Origin of the sequence: Microbulbifer sp. VAAF005 (assembly GCF_030012985.1) — a bacterium.
In the GTDB taxonomy this organism is placed as follows: domain Bacteria; phylum Pseudomonadota; class Gammaproteobacteria; order Pseudomonadales; family Cellvibrionaceae; genus Microbulbifer.
Genome location: NZ_CP120233.1, coordinates 2,172,100 through 2,186,694, shown reverse-complemented (window position 1 = coordinate 2,186,694; position 14,595 = coordinate 2,172,100). Strand labels below are relative to the sequence as shown.

Annotated in this window: 13 protein-coding genes; 8 read left to right on the top strand and 5 right to left on the bottom strand. The window is 52.2% G+C overall.

All coding sequences use genetic code 11. The features are described from left to right. Positions 1 to 93: 93 nt before the first annotated feature. The 7 genes from hrpA to P0078_RS09550 all read left to right on the top strand — a co-directional run bounded on the left by hrpA (position 94) and on the right by P0078_RS09550 (position 9,217). On the top strand, positions 94 to 4,008 hold the full coding sequence (gene hrpA, locus P0078_RS09580; protein WP_282934582.1) for an ATP-dependent RNA helicase HrpA: 3,915 nt from the start codon (positions 94 to 96) through the stop codon (positions 4,006 to 4,008). 239 nt (positions 4,009 to 4,247) lie between these two features. Continuing rightward, entirely contained in the window at positions 4,248 to 4,547 is a 300-nt protein-coding gene (locus P0078_RS09575; RefSeq protein WP_108731896.1) for an HvfA family oxazolone/thioamide-modified RiPP metallophore, read from the top strand. Positions 4,548 to 4,635: 88 nt separating this feature from the next. Beyond that, entirely contained in the window at positions 4,636 to 5,481 is an 846-nt protein-coding gene (locus P0078_RS09570; RefSeq protein WP_282934581.1) for an HvfB family MNIO-type RiPP peptide maturase, read from the top strand. After that, a complete protein-coding gene (locus P0078_RS09565) occupies positions 5,462 to 6,232 on the top strand; it encodes an HvfC family RiPP maturation protein (RefSeq protein WP_282934164.1) in 771 nt (256 codons plus the stop codon). The genes P0078_RS09570 and P0078_RS09565 overlap by 20 nt, the downstream gene beginning before the upstream one ends. Positions 6,233 to 6,359: 127 nt before the next feature. Continuing rightward, positions 6,360 to 7,262 (top strand): MlaA family lipoprotein, encoded by a 903-nt coding sequence (locus P0078_RS09560; protein WP_282934163.1) that lies wholly within the window; start codon positions 6,360 to 6,362, stop codon positions 7,260 to 7,262. Positions 7,263 to 7,299: 37 nt separating this feature from the next. After that, positions 7,300 to 8,478 (top strand): PP2C family protein-serine/threonine phosphatase, encoded by a 1,179-nt coding sequence (locus P0078_RS09555; protein ID WP_282934162.1) that lies wholly within the window; start codon positions 7,300 to 7,302, stop codon positions 8,476 to 8,478. Positions 8,479 to 8,698: 220 nt separating this feature from the next. After that, a complete protein-coding gene (locus P0078_RS09550; RefSeq protein WP_282934161.1) occupies positions 8,699 to 9,217 on the top strand; it encodes an STAS domain-containing protein in 519 nt (172 codons plus the stop codon). A gap of 43 nt (positions 9,218 to 9,260) precedes the next feature. On the opposite strand, the gene P0078_RS09545 is transcribed toward P0078_RS09550, so the two are convergent. From P0078_RS09545 to dusA, 3 genes are read right to left on the bottom strand one after another with little or no spacing between them, the layout of a single operon-like run. Then, positions 9,261 to 9,719 (bottom strand): tellurite resistance TerB family protein, encoded by a 459-nt coding sequence (locus tag P0078_RS09545; protein ID WP_282934160.1) that lies wholly within the window; start codon positions 9,717 to 9,719, stop codon positions 9,261 to 9,263. Further along, complete coding sequence (tal, locus tag P0078_RS09540) at positions 9,700 to 10,695, bottom strand: transaldolase (protein ID WP_282934159.1); 996 nt, start codon at positions 10,693 to 10,695, stop codon at positions 9,700 to 9,702. The genes P0078_RS09545 and tal overlap by 20 nt, the downstream gene beginning before the upstream one ends. 44 nt (positions 10,696 to 10,739) lie before the next feature. Next, positions 10,740 to 11,717, bottom strand: a complete 978-nt coding sequence (dusA, locus tag P0078_RS09535; protein WP_282934158.1) for a tRNA dihydrouridine(20/20a) synthase DusA — start codon at positions 11,715 to 11,717, stop codon at positions 10,740 to 10,742. Between the two features lie 528 nt (positions 11,718 to 12,245). Between dusA and P0078_RS09530 the strand changes: the two genes are divergently transcribed. After that, on the top strand, positions 12,246 to 12,506 hold the full coding sequence (locus P0078_RS09530) for a hypothetical protein (RefSeq protein ID WP_282934157.1): 261 nt from the start codon (positions 12,246 to 12,248) through the stop codon (positions 12,504 to 12,506). 85 nt (positions 12,507 to 12,591) lie between these two features. On the opposite strand, the gene P0078_RS09525 is transcribed toward P0078_RS09530, so the two are convergent. Together P0078_RS09525 and P0078_RS09520 are read right to left on the bottom strand one after the other, a co-directional pair. Beyond that, positions 12,592 to 13,800 (bottom strand): glycerol-3-phosphate dehydrogenase/oxidase, encoded by a 1,209-nt coding sequence (locus P0078_RS09525; protein ID WP_282934156.1) that lies wholly within the window; start codon positions 13,798 to 13,800, stop codon positions 12,592 to 12,594. Then, positions 13,784 to 14,476 (bottom strand): glycerophosphodiester phosphodiesterase family protein, encoded by a 693-nt coding sequence (locus P0078_RS09520; protein WP_282934155.1) that lies wholly within the window; start codon positions 14,474 to 14,476, stop codon positions 13,784 to 13,786. Before P0078_RS09520 ends, P0078_RS09525 begins: the two co-directional genes overlap by 17 nt. Positions 14,477 to 14,595 lie beyond the last annotated feature (119 nt).

Below are 14,595 nucleotides of genomic sequence, written 5' to 3'. Positions count from 1 at the left end.
TTCGTACCAGTATAGATGAGCGCCACAATAAGGTTTGATAGCCCTGCGGTGCGCAGGGGGTATAATCCCGCGTTTGCCATTGCTGTACGAATTATGAGTCACACCGAAGCAGAAAAAGTACTGGGCGCGCTGCAGGCCCGAATCTCCGCGACCATGGGGCGTGACCGCTATGGGTTGCGCAGGACCGTCAAAAATGTACGTCGGCGCCAAAAAGAGGGCAAGCCGGTAGATCGCATATTGGCCCAATTGGAGCAGCAGCTCCAAGCGTCTGAGACCCTGGTGGAGGAGCGTCGGCGCAAGTTGCCGGAAGTGCAGTGGCCGGAGTCTTTGCCAGTGGTAGCGCGGCGGGAGGAAATCGCCGAGCAGATCGAGAAAAATCAGGTTGTAGTGATTGCCGGTGAAACCGGTTCTGGTAAAACCACTCAGTTGCCAAAAATTTGCCTGTCACTGGGCCGGGGAATTTACGGCCAGATCGGCCACACCCAGCCGCGCAGGATTGCCGCGCGCACAGTAGCGAATCGAATTGCTGAGGAGCTGGGGCAGCCCCTGGGAGAGTCCGTCGGTTACCAGGTCCGCTTTACCGACCACAGCAACGAGCATACCCACGTCAAACTGATGACAGACGGTATCCTGCTGGCTGAAATTCAGCGCGATCCCTTGTTAAATAAATACGATACGCTGATTATCGATGAAGCCCATGAGCGCAGCCTTAATATTGATTTTCTATTGGGCTATTTGAAAACCATACTGCCCAAGCGCTCTGACCTGAAACTGATAATTACCTCGGCCACCATCGACCTGGAAAAATTTTCCCGGCACTTTGACGATGCGCCGATTATCGAGGTTTCCGGTCGTACCTACCCAGTGGAAGTTCACTATCGCCCCGCAGCGGATACGGATGCAGATCTCAACGAGCAGGTGGTCACTGCTGTGGAGGAGTTGCTGCACGAGGAAAAGTCCAGCAGTCGGCGCGGTGGGGATATCCTGGTATTTATGAGCGGCGAGCGGGAAATCCGCGAGTGCGCCAAGGCTTTGCGGGATGCGCAGATAGCGCAATTGGAAGTGCTGCCCCTGTATGCACGCTTGAGCCTTGCGGAGCAAGCCAAAGTTTTCCATGGCCATAAAGGCCGTCGCATTGTACTCGCTACCAATGTGGCGGAGACCTCTATCACCGTGCCCGGTATCCGTTATGTGATCGACCCGGGTACTGCACGAGTGAGCCGCTACAGCTATCGCAGTAAAATTCAGCGGCTGCCTATAGAGCCGGTTTCCCAGGCCAGCGCCAACCAGCGTGCCGGTCGCTGTGGCCGTGTCAGCGCCGGTGTTTGTGTGCGCTTGTATGAAGAGCGGGATTTTGAGCAGCGCCCGGAATTTACCGATGCGGAAATTTTGCGTACGAATCTGGCCGCAGTCATTCTGCAAATGTTGCAGTTGCGTATCGGTGATATCCGCGAGTTTCCATTTGTCGATCCGCCGGACCCACGACTGATTAATGACGGCTATAAATTGCTGCAGGAATTACAGGCGGTAGATGAGCAGGGCCGGGTCACTAAATTGGGGCGATCCCTATCAAGGTTGCCTTTAGACCCGCGCCTGAGCCGCATGTTATTGGCGGGGGCAGAGAATGGCAGTGCGCGGGAGCTCTTGATTATTGTCGCCGCTCTCGCCGTGCAGGACCCGCGCGAGCGCCCGGCAGAAAAACGCCAGGCTGCGGATGAAAAACGTCGCCAGTGGCAGCATGAACAATCGGATTTTTTATCCTTCGTTCAGCTGTGGGATGCCTTTGAAGTCCAGCGTCAGGAACTGAGTCAAAATCAGTTGCGCAAGTGGTGCCAGAAAAACTTCCTGTCCTGGCTGCGTATGCGCGAGTGGAGAGATATCCACCACCAGCTGCGTGTGGCCTGTCGCGATCTCGAAGTTAAAGAAAACAAAGAGCCGGCGGAATACGAAGCGATACACCGAGCCATCGTAGTGGGATTGCTGGGCAATATTGGCGCGCGGGATGAAAACAAGGAGTTTAACGGCTGTCGCAACCGTCGTTTCCATATTTTCCCAGGCTCTGGTCAATTTAAAAAACCTCCCCGCTGGGTGGTGTCTGCCCAGTTACTGGAGACCAGCCGCCTGTTCGCCCATACCGTAGCCAAGGTCGAGCCCGAGTGGATATTGGCCGCCGCGCAGCACCTGGTTAAGCGCAATTATTTTGAACCCCATTTTGACGCTCGCTCCGGACAGGTGATGGCCTTTGAGAAGGTCTCCCTTTACGGTTTGGTGCTGGTGGAAAAACGCCGAATTCCCTACGGCAAATTGGACCCGCAAACTTCTCGGGAAGTGTTTATTCGCCAGGCGCTGGTGGAGCAACGCTATCGCGGTAAGGGGCGGTTTTATAAGCACTATCTCGACCTGCTGAAGTCCTTGGAAGAGCTGGAAGCCAAATCCCGTCGCCGGGATATTCTGGTGGATGATGAAGTGGTGTACCGTTTCTTTGATGAGCGTATCCCGGCGGATATCGTCAACCTGGCTGGATTTGAGCACTGGCGCAAGAAAGCGGAATCCAGCGATACACAGCTGCTGTTTATTCCCCGCGACTTATTGATGCAGCAGAGTGCCGATCATGTGGGAGAGGCCCAATTCCCTAATGAGTTGCAGGCGGGCGGTATTGTCTATCCGCTCAGCTATCACTTTGAGCCTGGCAGTGTGGATGATGGCGTCAGTATACAGGTGCCGGTTGCAGCACTGCACCAGGTGCCGGCAGCTCGCCTCTCCTGGTTGGTGCCGGGCATCTTGCGGGACAAGTGCATCGCTCTGGTAAAAGCCCTGCCCAAGCAGTGGCGTAAATATTTTGTGCCAGTGCCGGCTGCGATAGATAAGGCTTTGCCCCGACTGCGTGCAGACAATACCCCGTTGTGGCAGTCGTTGGCTCTGGAGCTGAAGCGCCAGACAGCACAGCAGCTGCCAGATGAGGTGTGGGAGTCTGCGGAACAGGCCCTGGAAGATTATTACCGTTTCAATATCCAGGTAATGGATGAAGGCGGCAAATTGCTGGATCAAGATCGGGATTTGGCCCTATTGCAGGTGCGCTACCGGGATCGGGTACAGCAGGGGCTGGCAACAGCTGGCGACAGTTTTGAGCGGGAGGGTATTTCCCGCTGGGACTTCGGTGATCTTCCAGAGACCCATACCCTCAACCAGGGTGGGCTCAAGGTGCGGGCTTACCCCGCACTGGTTGAAGGAAAAGACAGTGTCTCCCTGAAGCTACTGGATAACCCCAGCGAGGCGCGCAGGCTTACTCGTGCCGGTATTTGCCGTTTGGCTCTGCTGCACTTGCCGGAGAAGGTGAAGTATCTGCGCAAAGAGCTGTTGCGAGGCAAGGAGCTGGGGCTTTCTGCAGCAGATTTGGGGCGTCGTGAGGAGGTAGCTGACGACATATTGATGGCAGCTGTCCGCGAAGTTTTCTGGCCCAAAGAGGAGTTGCCTCGCACCGAAGCTGAATTCCTGGCCGCTTTGAAAAATGACGGTGACTTGGTGGGGGTGGCCCAGGAGATTGGTGATCTGTTGGTCAAGGCCCTGGCCCAGCTGGTGCCACTGCGCAAACAAATCAAGCAGCAGAAAAACCTGGCGGTCGCAATGGCGGTGGGGGATATCCAGCAGCAACTGGGTGGGCTCTTCTACCGAGGATGCCTGTTTGATACTCCGCTGTCATGGCTGCGCCAGTACGGCCGCTATCTGAAGGCGATCGCAATGCGCTTGGAAAAGGCTGCTCTCGACCCTAACCGTGACCGAAAACTGCAAGTTGAATACCAGAAGGCGGCGGAGCCTTACTTGGCGCAAGTGGAGAAATATTCACCCAGAGAACTCTCTGCAGAGGCAGAATTGCGTGAGTTTCGCTGGATGTTGGAGGAATTTCGTGTTTCCTTATTCGCGCAGACTCTAAAAACCCTGATGCCGGTGTCATCCAAGCGCTTAAGCAAGTCATGGGCAGAAATTGATGGGAAAGGTTTGCTTGGTTGATTTTCTCTATGGAAAAGAGATCACAAAAAAAATTTTGATCAAGTGTAAGAATTTGATGGAGAGCCCGACAGAAGTACTGAAAGCAGGCCTGGAGCCCAGAATGACCCCTTGATACCGGTTATTTTGTGGCGGGTTCTATTCAATGACTGATTTTTGTTTCGCAGCATTATACTTCTGCGGAGTGGAAAAAAGTCTCTTGTACTTTTTATTGCTAAGGACACCTAGTTAGGAGATTCACTATGAACAAGAAGCACCTTTCCCCTGTAGCCGCCGCAGTTGGCGCAGCGTTTATCGCCACTGCCGCTATGAATGTATCTGCTGCCAACAGCAATGCTAACCCCTTTGCCGCAGCAGACCTGAGCTCAGGCTACAACGTGGCGCTGGCTGATCACGATGGTGATGATAAAAAGAAAGAGGGTAAGTGCGGCGAAGGCAAGTGCGGCGAAGGTAAGAAAAAAGAAGGCAAGTGCGGCGAAGGTAAGTGCGGCGAAGGCAAGAAAAAAGAAGGTAAGTGCGGCGAAGGTAAGTGTGGCGGGTAATTTTTCGCTGTACTCAAAGAGGGTGGATACGCTTTAGCGATCCACCCTGTTTTTTATTGATCGCTGAAAAAAGTGAGACCTGAAAGTGTTGCGCGAGTTTTCCGTAGAAGGTGCTGGGTTTGGATTGCGCCGCTCAATGATGGGTGAGAACCTTGATACAGATGCCGTAGATTTTCTGGAGGTAGCGCCTGAGAATTGGATTGGTGTTGGCGGTCGCTATGGGCGCTGGTTTAGGGAATATACAGAACGTTTTCCCTTTTTACTTCACGGTTTATCTCTCTCGATTGGTGCACCAGAACCATTGGATATGGAATTGGTTGCAGCCATTAAAAAATTTATCAAGCAACACAATATTCGCGGTTACAGTGAGCACTTGAGTTATTGCTCAGATCATGGCCATCTGTACGATTTATTGCCCATTCCCTTTACGCAAGAAGCGGTGATGTATGTTGCCGAGCGAATCCGTATGGTCCAGGACGCACTGGAAGAACGGATTGCAATGGAGAATGTCTCCTACTATGCGGCGCCGGGCCAGGAGATGACTGAACTGGCTTTTTTAAATGCGGTGTTGGAAGAGGCCGATTGTGATTTGCTTCTGGATGTGAACAATATTTATGTAAACTCGATTAACCATCGCTACGATGCGCTGGACTTTCTATCTGCACTACCTACTGAAAGAATTCGCTACGTACATATTGCCGGGCACTATGATGAGGCAGAGGATTTAAAGGTGGACACCCATGGTGCACCGGTTATTGATCCTGTGTGGGAACTACTCGATCGCGCCTACGATATTCACGGTGTGATGCCGACGCTACTTGAGCGGGATTTTAATATTCCGCCAATTCCCAAATTACTTGAAGAAGTAGGACATATTAAAACCATTCAGGCCAGTCACCAGGTGGAAGAGAATTATGTCCTCAGTCGTCGATAAGCCCGAGACATTCAAAAGTGTGCAGCGGGACTTTGCTGCCCATTTGCGCGCACCGGATCAAGTTGCGCCGCCGGCAGAAATTGAGGACCGGCGTGTCGCTATTTATCGAGATTTGATTTACAACAATATTGAATCCTTTGTAGCCAGTGGATTCCCGGTATTGCGCAGTCTTTATAGCGACGAAAACTGGCATCAAATGGTGCGTGATTTTGTCCACAAACACACATCCGTTAGCCCGTATTTTTTGCAGATCAGTGAAGAGTTTCTCTCATATTTACAGAACGAACGGGGAGAACAACCACAAGATCCTCCGTTCCTGTTGGAGCTTGCCCACTACGAGTGGGTAGAGTTGGCTTTAGATGTCAGTGATGTGGAATTACCGGAAGGGCTGGCGATAGAGGGGGATGTTTTACAGCAAGTTCCTGTAGTTTCCCCTCTTGTCTGGAGCCTCAGCTACCGCTACCCAGTGCATCGGTTGGGGCCGGATTTTCAGCCCCAAGAGCCGCCGGAGTTACCGACGTTCCTTTTTGTGTACCGGGATCGTTCCGACAAAGTGAATTTTATGGAGATCAATGCCGTCACCGCCAGATTATTGCAGCTGGTCTCTGCGGGCGATTACACGGGCTTACAAATTTTGGACCAGATGGCCCAGGAATTACCCAATATTAGTCGTGACTCCCTACTTGCTTTCGGTGCTGATTTATTGGAAAAACTACTGAATAAAGGGGTTATTGCTGGTTTAAAGGCTTAGCCGGTGATTGCCTGAAACTCCTTTATCTTTGGCAAATCCCAGCTGCTATGCTGCCGAGGGTAGCTTACGAATTACTAGGGCGTTAGAATCCTTGGTCTCACTAGTTTGATAAAAGAGGAGCAGGGTTGTGCTTGGAAGCAAAACTTTATCGCCCTGGTTAATGGCAACTCTGATAGCTGTTATGCCAGTAGGGGCGCTAGCGCAACAAGATCCGTTTGGTGGTGCAGCTCAAAACCCGGCTGCGGTAGATACCAGCGGAGCAGAGGATGCCAGTGCCGATGACGGGGGCCTGTCTCTCGAGGATGAGTACGGCTTTGATCCTGCCGATGAATTTGGTGGTGCAGAGGGCGAAGATTTATCACTTCGCGACCCCTGGGAAGGTTTTAATCGGGCCATATTCTCCTTCAACGATGGCGCAGATCGCTATGTGTTGAAGCCCGCCGCTGTCAGCTATCGCCAAATTACCCCGATTTTCGTGCAGCATGGTGTCAGCAACTTTTTCGACAACCTGCGTGAAGTTACCAATACCTTTAATGACGTCTTGCAGGGTAAATGGGGACAAGCGGGTAATGACGCCGGTCGTTTCCTGGTGAACTCCACTGTGGGCATTGTTGGCGTTCTGGATGTTGCTCAACATATGGGCCTGGAACAGGGGGATGGTGAGGACTTCGGCCAGACCTTGGCTGTTTGGGGCGTGCCCTCCGGTCCCTATCTGGTTTTGCCACTGCTGGGGCCATCTACTGTTCGGGATACCCCTGCTAAGGTAGTGGATTACTACACTAACCCCTTAACTTATGTAGATCATGACGCAACCAAATATGCTTTGAAGGGGACAGATATTATTCAAAGCCGTGCTAGCCTGCTGCAAGCGGAGTCCCTCTTGCACGGTGACCGTTATGTACTCTTGCGAGATGCATATCTACAGCGTCGCGACTACTTGATTGTCGATGGTGAAATGGATGTTCAAACAGAAGAAGAGGCTGCAGAGGCAATTGATCAGGGTGAGGTGGAAGAAGCTTCCGATTACTGAGCTGTCACCTAAGGCGAATAAGCCTTAGAGCCCTTATATGGCTGGCCCCAGTAGCCTGGTGCTTACCGACGATGAGCGCTCCCGCAATTTTTTGCGAGGGGCGCTTTCGCGTTTTGGCTTCCAGGTAAGTGTTGCCAACAACGGGGAAGATGGCATCGACCAGTTCAGCCCCGGTGCTTTCCATATCGTATTGATTGATCGCTATTTGCCGGATATGAGTGGGCTGGAAGTGTTGCGGCGGATAAAGCGCATAGCTCCAGAAGTGGCTGCGGTAATTATTGCTTCAGATAGCGCTACCGATGATGTACTCCAAGCGATGCGCCTTGGAGCTAAAGACTACCTGGTTAAACCCCTGGAAGAAGCAGCGGCTATTGATCGTATGATCTGCCGTATCAGCGGTGAAGAAAACCTGGCGAAGCAGAACCGCGAATATAAAGTGACCTTGGAGCGTCGCAACAGTGAACTGCGGGATCATGTGGAGCTGCTGCGCAGGGACCAGGAAGCTGGCCGTTTATTACAACAGCATTTACTTCCCCGTACCCCCTATCACTACCCCAGCGGTGTGGAAGCATCCTACCGGCTGGTTCCCTCCCTGTACCTGAGCGGTGATTTTGTTGATTACGGCTTGTTCGGTGAGCGCTTTGTAGCCTTTTATCTGGTCGATGTGTCGGGCCATGGTGTCTCTTCTGCGCTGGTTACTGCCCTGATTAAGCACAGCATTATGCATCGCTTGCGGGAGCGCCCCTTATTTGCCCAGCTGGACTCTCTCAGTGATGACTTATTGGATGTCCTTAACCTGGTCAATGGGGAGTTGTTATCCACAAAATTGGGCAAGCACGCCAGTATGTTTGTCGGGGTTGTGGATAGTAGTGCCCGGCAATTGCACTATGCCGTCGCCGGGCAAATACCGATGCCGGCCCTGGTTAGTGAGGCGGGTGCAGACTGGTTGCCGGGAAAAGGGCGTCCCCTGGGTATTTTTGAACGGGGTGATTGGCAAGTGATGCGTGCTGAGCTGCCGCCCGCTTGGCGCCTGGTCGCTTGTTCAGACGGTGTACTTGAATTATTACAGGGCGATCTGCTCGATAAAGAGGCCCAGCTTTTGCAGGCTATTTCAGAGAGTGGGGGAGAACTCGACAGGCTTTGTCAGTCTCTAAAAATGGATACTTTTGGTGCCCTTCCGGACGATATTACGATTCTCACTTTAGGCCGCCAGTAATGCCCAAAACTTCTATCGATAGTCTTCGACTATGAAGTCGAATTTTGTGCTTTATCGCACTTGTCAGTCTGCATGGTCAGGAGTAAGCTCCGCCCACTTTATGCACAAAATTGCACTAGGCGCCAAAAACGTCAAATGCTATTGTGTTCTCTACCAGTGAACTTTTGCCATCCGCCTGCACTTCTATAAAAAGGTGTATTCGGGTGAGCCAGGGGTTGTTATGCAGTCCGGGCAAATTATGGTTGGGGCCCACCAGGGCATCTACGTCATCAAGTTAGTAGGTGATGTTCGTCTCAACCTTTGTACCTCATTTGATAGCTTTATCGACAACATGTTTGCACGGGGTGACTTTGCCGGAGTGGCATTTGATCTCGGTGGTGCAGAAGGTGTTGATAGTACGACCCTCGGCCTGATGGCGAAGATTGCTATTCGCGCTTTGGAGCGGGGCTGTGATAAGCCGCTGGTATTCTCTGCGGGTAAAGGTATCCGCCATCTATTGGACGCTATGGGCTTTGATTCGTTGGTTGAAATCAGCGATACGGTCCACGATATGAGCGTACCCACCACGCCTTTGGTATGTAATAGCCCCGACGAGTGTGCTGCGCGGGAAAAGGTGTTGGAAGCTCACCGGGTATTGATGAGCATGAACGAGCAAAACGCCGAGACTTTTCGCGACTTGGTACATACCCTAGAGCGAGAATGTTCCCCGGTTGCCAAATCTTCGGCGCATTATCACTAGCGCTTATTCTCTCCTAATCCCCAGTTCTGGAAATCTCCCTTTCTTAGCAACGCTTCATATCCCTCGCTTCGGCGCGTGCCTTGGTGAAGAGTCCGTGTGGCAGATAAATTAGTTCTGCCACCCTGCGAATCAGGTGCTCCTCGAAAGCCTCGATAACATCATCTGAAAAAGCTACCTGCCACATCTGCAAAATCAGCAGGTATTTATCTCTCTCGCTGAACTGTTCATTCACCGCCTGGGTGAACTCGAACAGGGATGTGGCTCTGTCCCGTTGGCCAATAGCTTCACTGACTATTTCTGTGGCACTAGTCTGGTCGAGAGAGTAGTGCTGGCATAAGAGCTGTGTGAGCGTTTCACGCTCACACTCATCGAGCTTTTGATCGACAGTGGCGACCTCGACTAACAGCGCAGCGCTGATCATCCGCACGTCTTTTTCATCACGTGCTTCAACATCAACACTATTTCCTATCTGCTCAAACAGTTTACGGATTTGTTGCAGCATGAATTTCCTGCTGTCCCTTTACTCGGTTCTGTAACAATAGCTCTAAACGTTCCTGATCCTTCACAAAGTTCCGGATGCCATCGGCAAGCTTTTCAGTGGCCATGGCATCGCTATTCAATTGAAAGCGGAATTCGGCTTCAGCCAGATCCTGTGTCGGCCGGGATTTGGATGCGGGTACTGGTGGCAGGCCAGCAGCGAGAGGTGCCTCACTGTCCTCCAGGGCTTGTAACAGCTGGGGGCTGATAGTCAGTCGGTCGCAACCAGCTAGGGCCTCAATCTCTCCGGTATTGCGGAAGCTGGCGCCCATCACAATGGTTTTGTAATCCCGGGACTTGTAGTACTCATAGATATTGCGCACCGAGATTACGCCCGGGTCCTCTTCCGCAGGGAATGACTCGCGGCCGCTGTTGGCGATATGCCAATCGAGGATTCGACCGACGAAGGGGGAGATCAGAGTTACCCCGGCTTCGGCACAGGCAATCGCCTGGGATTGACTGAACAACAAGGTCAGGTTGCAGTGGATTCCCTCGCGCTCCAGTACTGATGCGGCAGCAATGCCTTCCCATGTCGACGCGATCTTGATCAATACCCGCTCTTTGGCAATACCTGCGCGTTCATAGAGGGTGATCAGGTGGCGTGCGTAGTCAATAGTAGCGCGGGTATCAAAGGAGAGGCGAGCATCGACCTCGGTGGATACCACCCCGGGCACCAACTGCAAGATTTCCGTGCCGATGCTGACAGCCAGTTTGATGGCGGCCAGGCGTGCAATATTTTCCGCGTTCGAGCCACCCTGGTGGCTTTCGGCCCACTGAAGTGCCTCGGCGATATGGTTGTCGTATTGAGGGAGCTGGGCGGCCTTAAACAGTAGGGAGGGATTGGTTGTTGCATCTTGAGGACAATATCGGCGAATCGCTTCAATGTCTCCGGTATCTGCTACAACCTGGCTGCGCTGTTTGAGTTGCTCCAACTTGTTCATGGTTCCTCCCTTAATTATTCACTGGTCTACATATTGAAAGCGGTCTAAGCGGCTTGGGTGACCTGGGCCAGTGCCTGTTCAAGCACCTCGGGACCCGCCCCCGGCTTGTGGGCATTTTCGCTCAAATAGCGGCGGAAGCGCCGAGCACCAGGAAGCCCCTGGAATAACCCGAGCATATGTCGGGTGATATGATTCAAGCGCTGTCCGCGCTGCATTTCCTGCTCGATATAGGGCAGCATCTGCTCTACCACCTGGATGGCATCCGGGCCGGTCTCACCGCCAAATAATTGGCTGTCCACCTGGGCCAGGATTGTCGGGGTTTGGTAAGCCGCGCGCCCCAGCATAACACCATCCACGTGGCTTAAATGTTGCTGGCATTCCTCAATTGAATTGATTCCCCCATTAATAACAATTTGTAGCTGGGGGTAATCCTTCTTCAACTGGTAAACCATGTCGTAATTGAGCGGAGGAATTTCACGGTTTTCTTTGGGGCTTAGCCCCTTTAGCCACGCTTTGCGTGCATGGACGATAAAAGTATCCACACCGGCGTTAGCCTGGGCCTCCACGAAGCGGGTCAGGCCTGGGTAGTCTTCCATATCGTCGATGCCGATACGGTGCTTGACGGTAACCGGAATAGATACTGCTTCCCTCATGGCAGTGAGCCCTGCGGCTACCACATCCGGTTCCGCCATAAGGCAGGCGCCAAAACGCCCGGACTGAACTCGGTCACTGGGGCAACCACAGTTAAGGTTGATTTCGCTATAGCCCCATTCCTCGGCGATACGGGCGCATTCAGCCAGTTCTTGAGGGTCACTGCCCCCCAACTGCAGGGCGACAGGTTGTTCAGCTGCATCAAATTGCAAATGTCGCTGTTGGTCACCATGTAGTATTGCCCCGGTGGTCACCATTTCCGAATACAGGCGTGCATGCTTGCTCAATAGGCGCCACATATAGCGGCAATGGCGGTCGCTCCAATCGAGAAGTGGTGCAGTGCAGAAACGGTGGGTATTAAATTCGGACATAAACTGCGGAGTAAAACACTAATAAAAACAGAGTAGCCGCCATTATATGGGATGCCTATGGTGATGTGCGGCTTTATTGTGAAACTTCGGGCACCTTTCCTGGAGTGAGTGCTTGCGGAACAGCAAGGTGGAACTCGAATAATGGTTGGCGGGCTTTATAAGGGGTGCTCTTATCCTATCGGTTGCTTGTGTAACTAATAGTGTGAGAGATCTGCGGTGGATGTCAAAGCTGGAACGGGTTCATATACCAGGAGCTTCTTACTCGATCCTTGATGGCTGATATATGCAAGGTAAAGAGAGATCAGGTTTTATTCAGTTTGTACTTGCTGGTAATTTGAATTATCCACATCAGCAAAATAAATAGTGAGTGAACACAATGTTCTTCTGCCGACAGATTTCTGTGATGAAAGATAGAATTGCTCCGTCCTTAATACTGAGCCGATTATTTTGAGTGCAGTCTTTTCTTTGATGGCAGTGCACTTCTGACTTTTTGGCCAAGCTCAACAAAATTTATAAAAGGAGTTTAGTATGAAGTTTAAATTAATCAGTGTGGGAGCTGTGGTACTGGTTTTGGGTGGATGCGCTTCATTAATGAAAGAAACTGTATCTAAAAGGGCGCCTTTTGATCTGAACTGTGATGCGGGCTCAATAACGATCCAGCAACTGGGATACAGAACTTATGGGGTTTCAGGATGTGATAAGCGTGCCACTTATGTATTGCAGGGACCTTGTTCAGGTCCGGGAAGTCAGTGTTTAGCAGTAATGAATTCCAATGTGGATGAAGGTTAATAGCAAAATTCGGGGGTAGGAGGTTTTTCTTGCTCCCCATTTTCTTGCTCCCAAAGTAAATGGGAGCTATTGCGAGGAAGAAATTTTAGATATTTCTCTCGCGTTCAGAAGAGTTTTTTGCGGTTTCGGAATGTTGGGTATTGGGTGGGGTGGGTGGTTCCACACATAAAGTGGGTTCAAGTTTATTTAGTAATTTACGTGCAGTGGCACGATAGCTGGTTAGCTTACCGCCTGCCACCGCTAGAATTCTAGGCTTCTTATTATCATCACAGCAAATAATGGTTTCCCGGGAGCGCGCAAAAGGACTCTTTTCCATTTCCGGAAGTACCCGTAGTCCGGAATAACTCTCGCAAATATCTTCTCCATTGAGCTCTCGGGCTTGAGAGAAATATTTCTGTACGGTCTGCAGAAGGTAACTCTCTTCTTCTAGTGTGGGGGTGACATCCCGAGGATCGCCAAAATAGGGGCGTTCTGTAGTTCCAACCAGTGTTTTATCCTGCCAAGGCATCACGAAAATCGCACGGCCATCATCAGCCTCCACATAGTAGATTTTATCGCCAAGAGAGAGGGGCAATAAAATATGGGTACCTGCGACCAGGTCGATAGGGGGCATGTCCACTGGCGGTGAACAGCGTGCATTCGTGTTGGCTACCCAGGGGCCACTGCAATTTATGAGCGCCCGGGTGCGCAACGTGCTGAGCTTGCCATTAGCAACATAGTCAACGCGGACCCCATCCCCAGTGACTTCTGCACCTACTAGGCTACCGGGACAGATAATCTGCGCCCCATGGGCAACCGCTGAGGCAACTACGTCCCGGGTAAGGGCTGCGTCATCGGTCTGCGCATCGTTATAGCGGAAGACCTCTTTTAGGCCCTCCCTATTCAGGCCTGGAAGGCTGTCCCACTGGGATTTGGGTATTCTGCGAAAGTATGAATCGGTGTTACTCAGTCCAGACAGAAGGCTATATAGGCTCAACCCCAAGCGGACCAGCCAGGCCGGTCTCTTGCTGTGTTGGTAGATAGGGATATAAAAAGGGACCATTCTCACGAGTTCAGGCTTGTTATCCAGTAGCCACTTTCTCTCCCGCAGGCACTCGTAGACCAAACGGAACTGGCCGCTCTCCAGGTAACGCAAGCCGCCGTGAATGAGTTTGGAGGAGCGAGAGGAAGTGGCGGCGGCGATGCCCAGCTGTTCGAGTATCACCACGGAATAGTGATTTGTGGCCAGAACCTCAGCGGCTCCCGCTCCCTGTATACCTGCGCCGACTACCAGGACATCAAAATCCGTAGACATCACTCGCTTCCCGGGAGCGCATCAGCAGCGGCAAGTTGCCGGTGAGAATATGGTGAGCACCGCGCTTGCGCCAGAGTACTGCCTCTTCTGTCGAGTTGATTTCATAGACAACCCATTGCCAGGGGCCTGGGGGCAATTCGTCACATTCAACCTGGCTGTCGCGAATTAGTAGATATTCTGGCGCCAAAGTAACAATGTCGGCAGATAGGCACCGGGAGACACTATTGATCTCAAGGGCAACCCGATGCCAGCCCATATTGCGGGCGGCTCTGAGGCTGCGGCAGTCTGCGGTGAGTAGAGCGAATGACTCATTCTCGGTGCGCATCAGCTCCATTAACTTTTTAACGGCGGTGACAAATCCAGTGGCGGCGATATTGGCAGGTGAGATACCGATAAACCAATCCAGGTGGCGATGGCAGCTGGCCCAGTCCACCAGCTCGATAAAGCGATTGATCGACTGGTGGTGTAACTGTGAGTCCCTAAGGGAGTGGAAGACCTGGGACTGGTCATTGCCGGGGATGTGCAGGCTATCCTCGTGGAAGCACCAGGGGGTGCCGTCGGCGCTGAAGCGGATATCGCACTGAATAGCGCAGGCCCCCAGATTATGGGCCGCCTCGAAAGCGGCAATCGTATTCTCTGGTTGGCGGGTCTTGTCGCCGCGATGAGCAATTAACATGTGAATCTGGTCCGAAAAGCGGGTGTTATTGTCGTCTGGAATTGGGCGTAATTTGGCCTTTGCCCAGAGATGAACCGGACCCTGGCTGGAGCCGGGTCATACAGGAAAAATAGACGGTG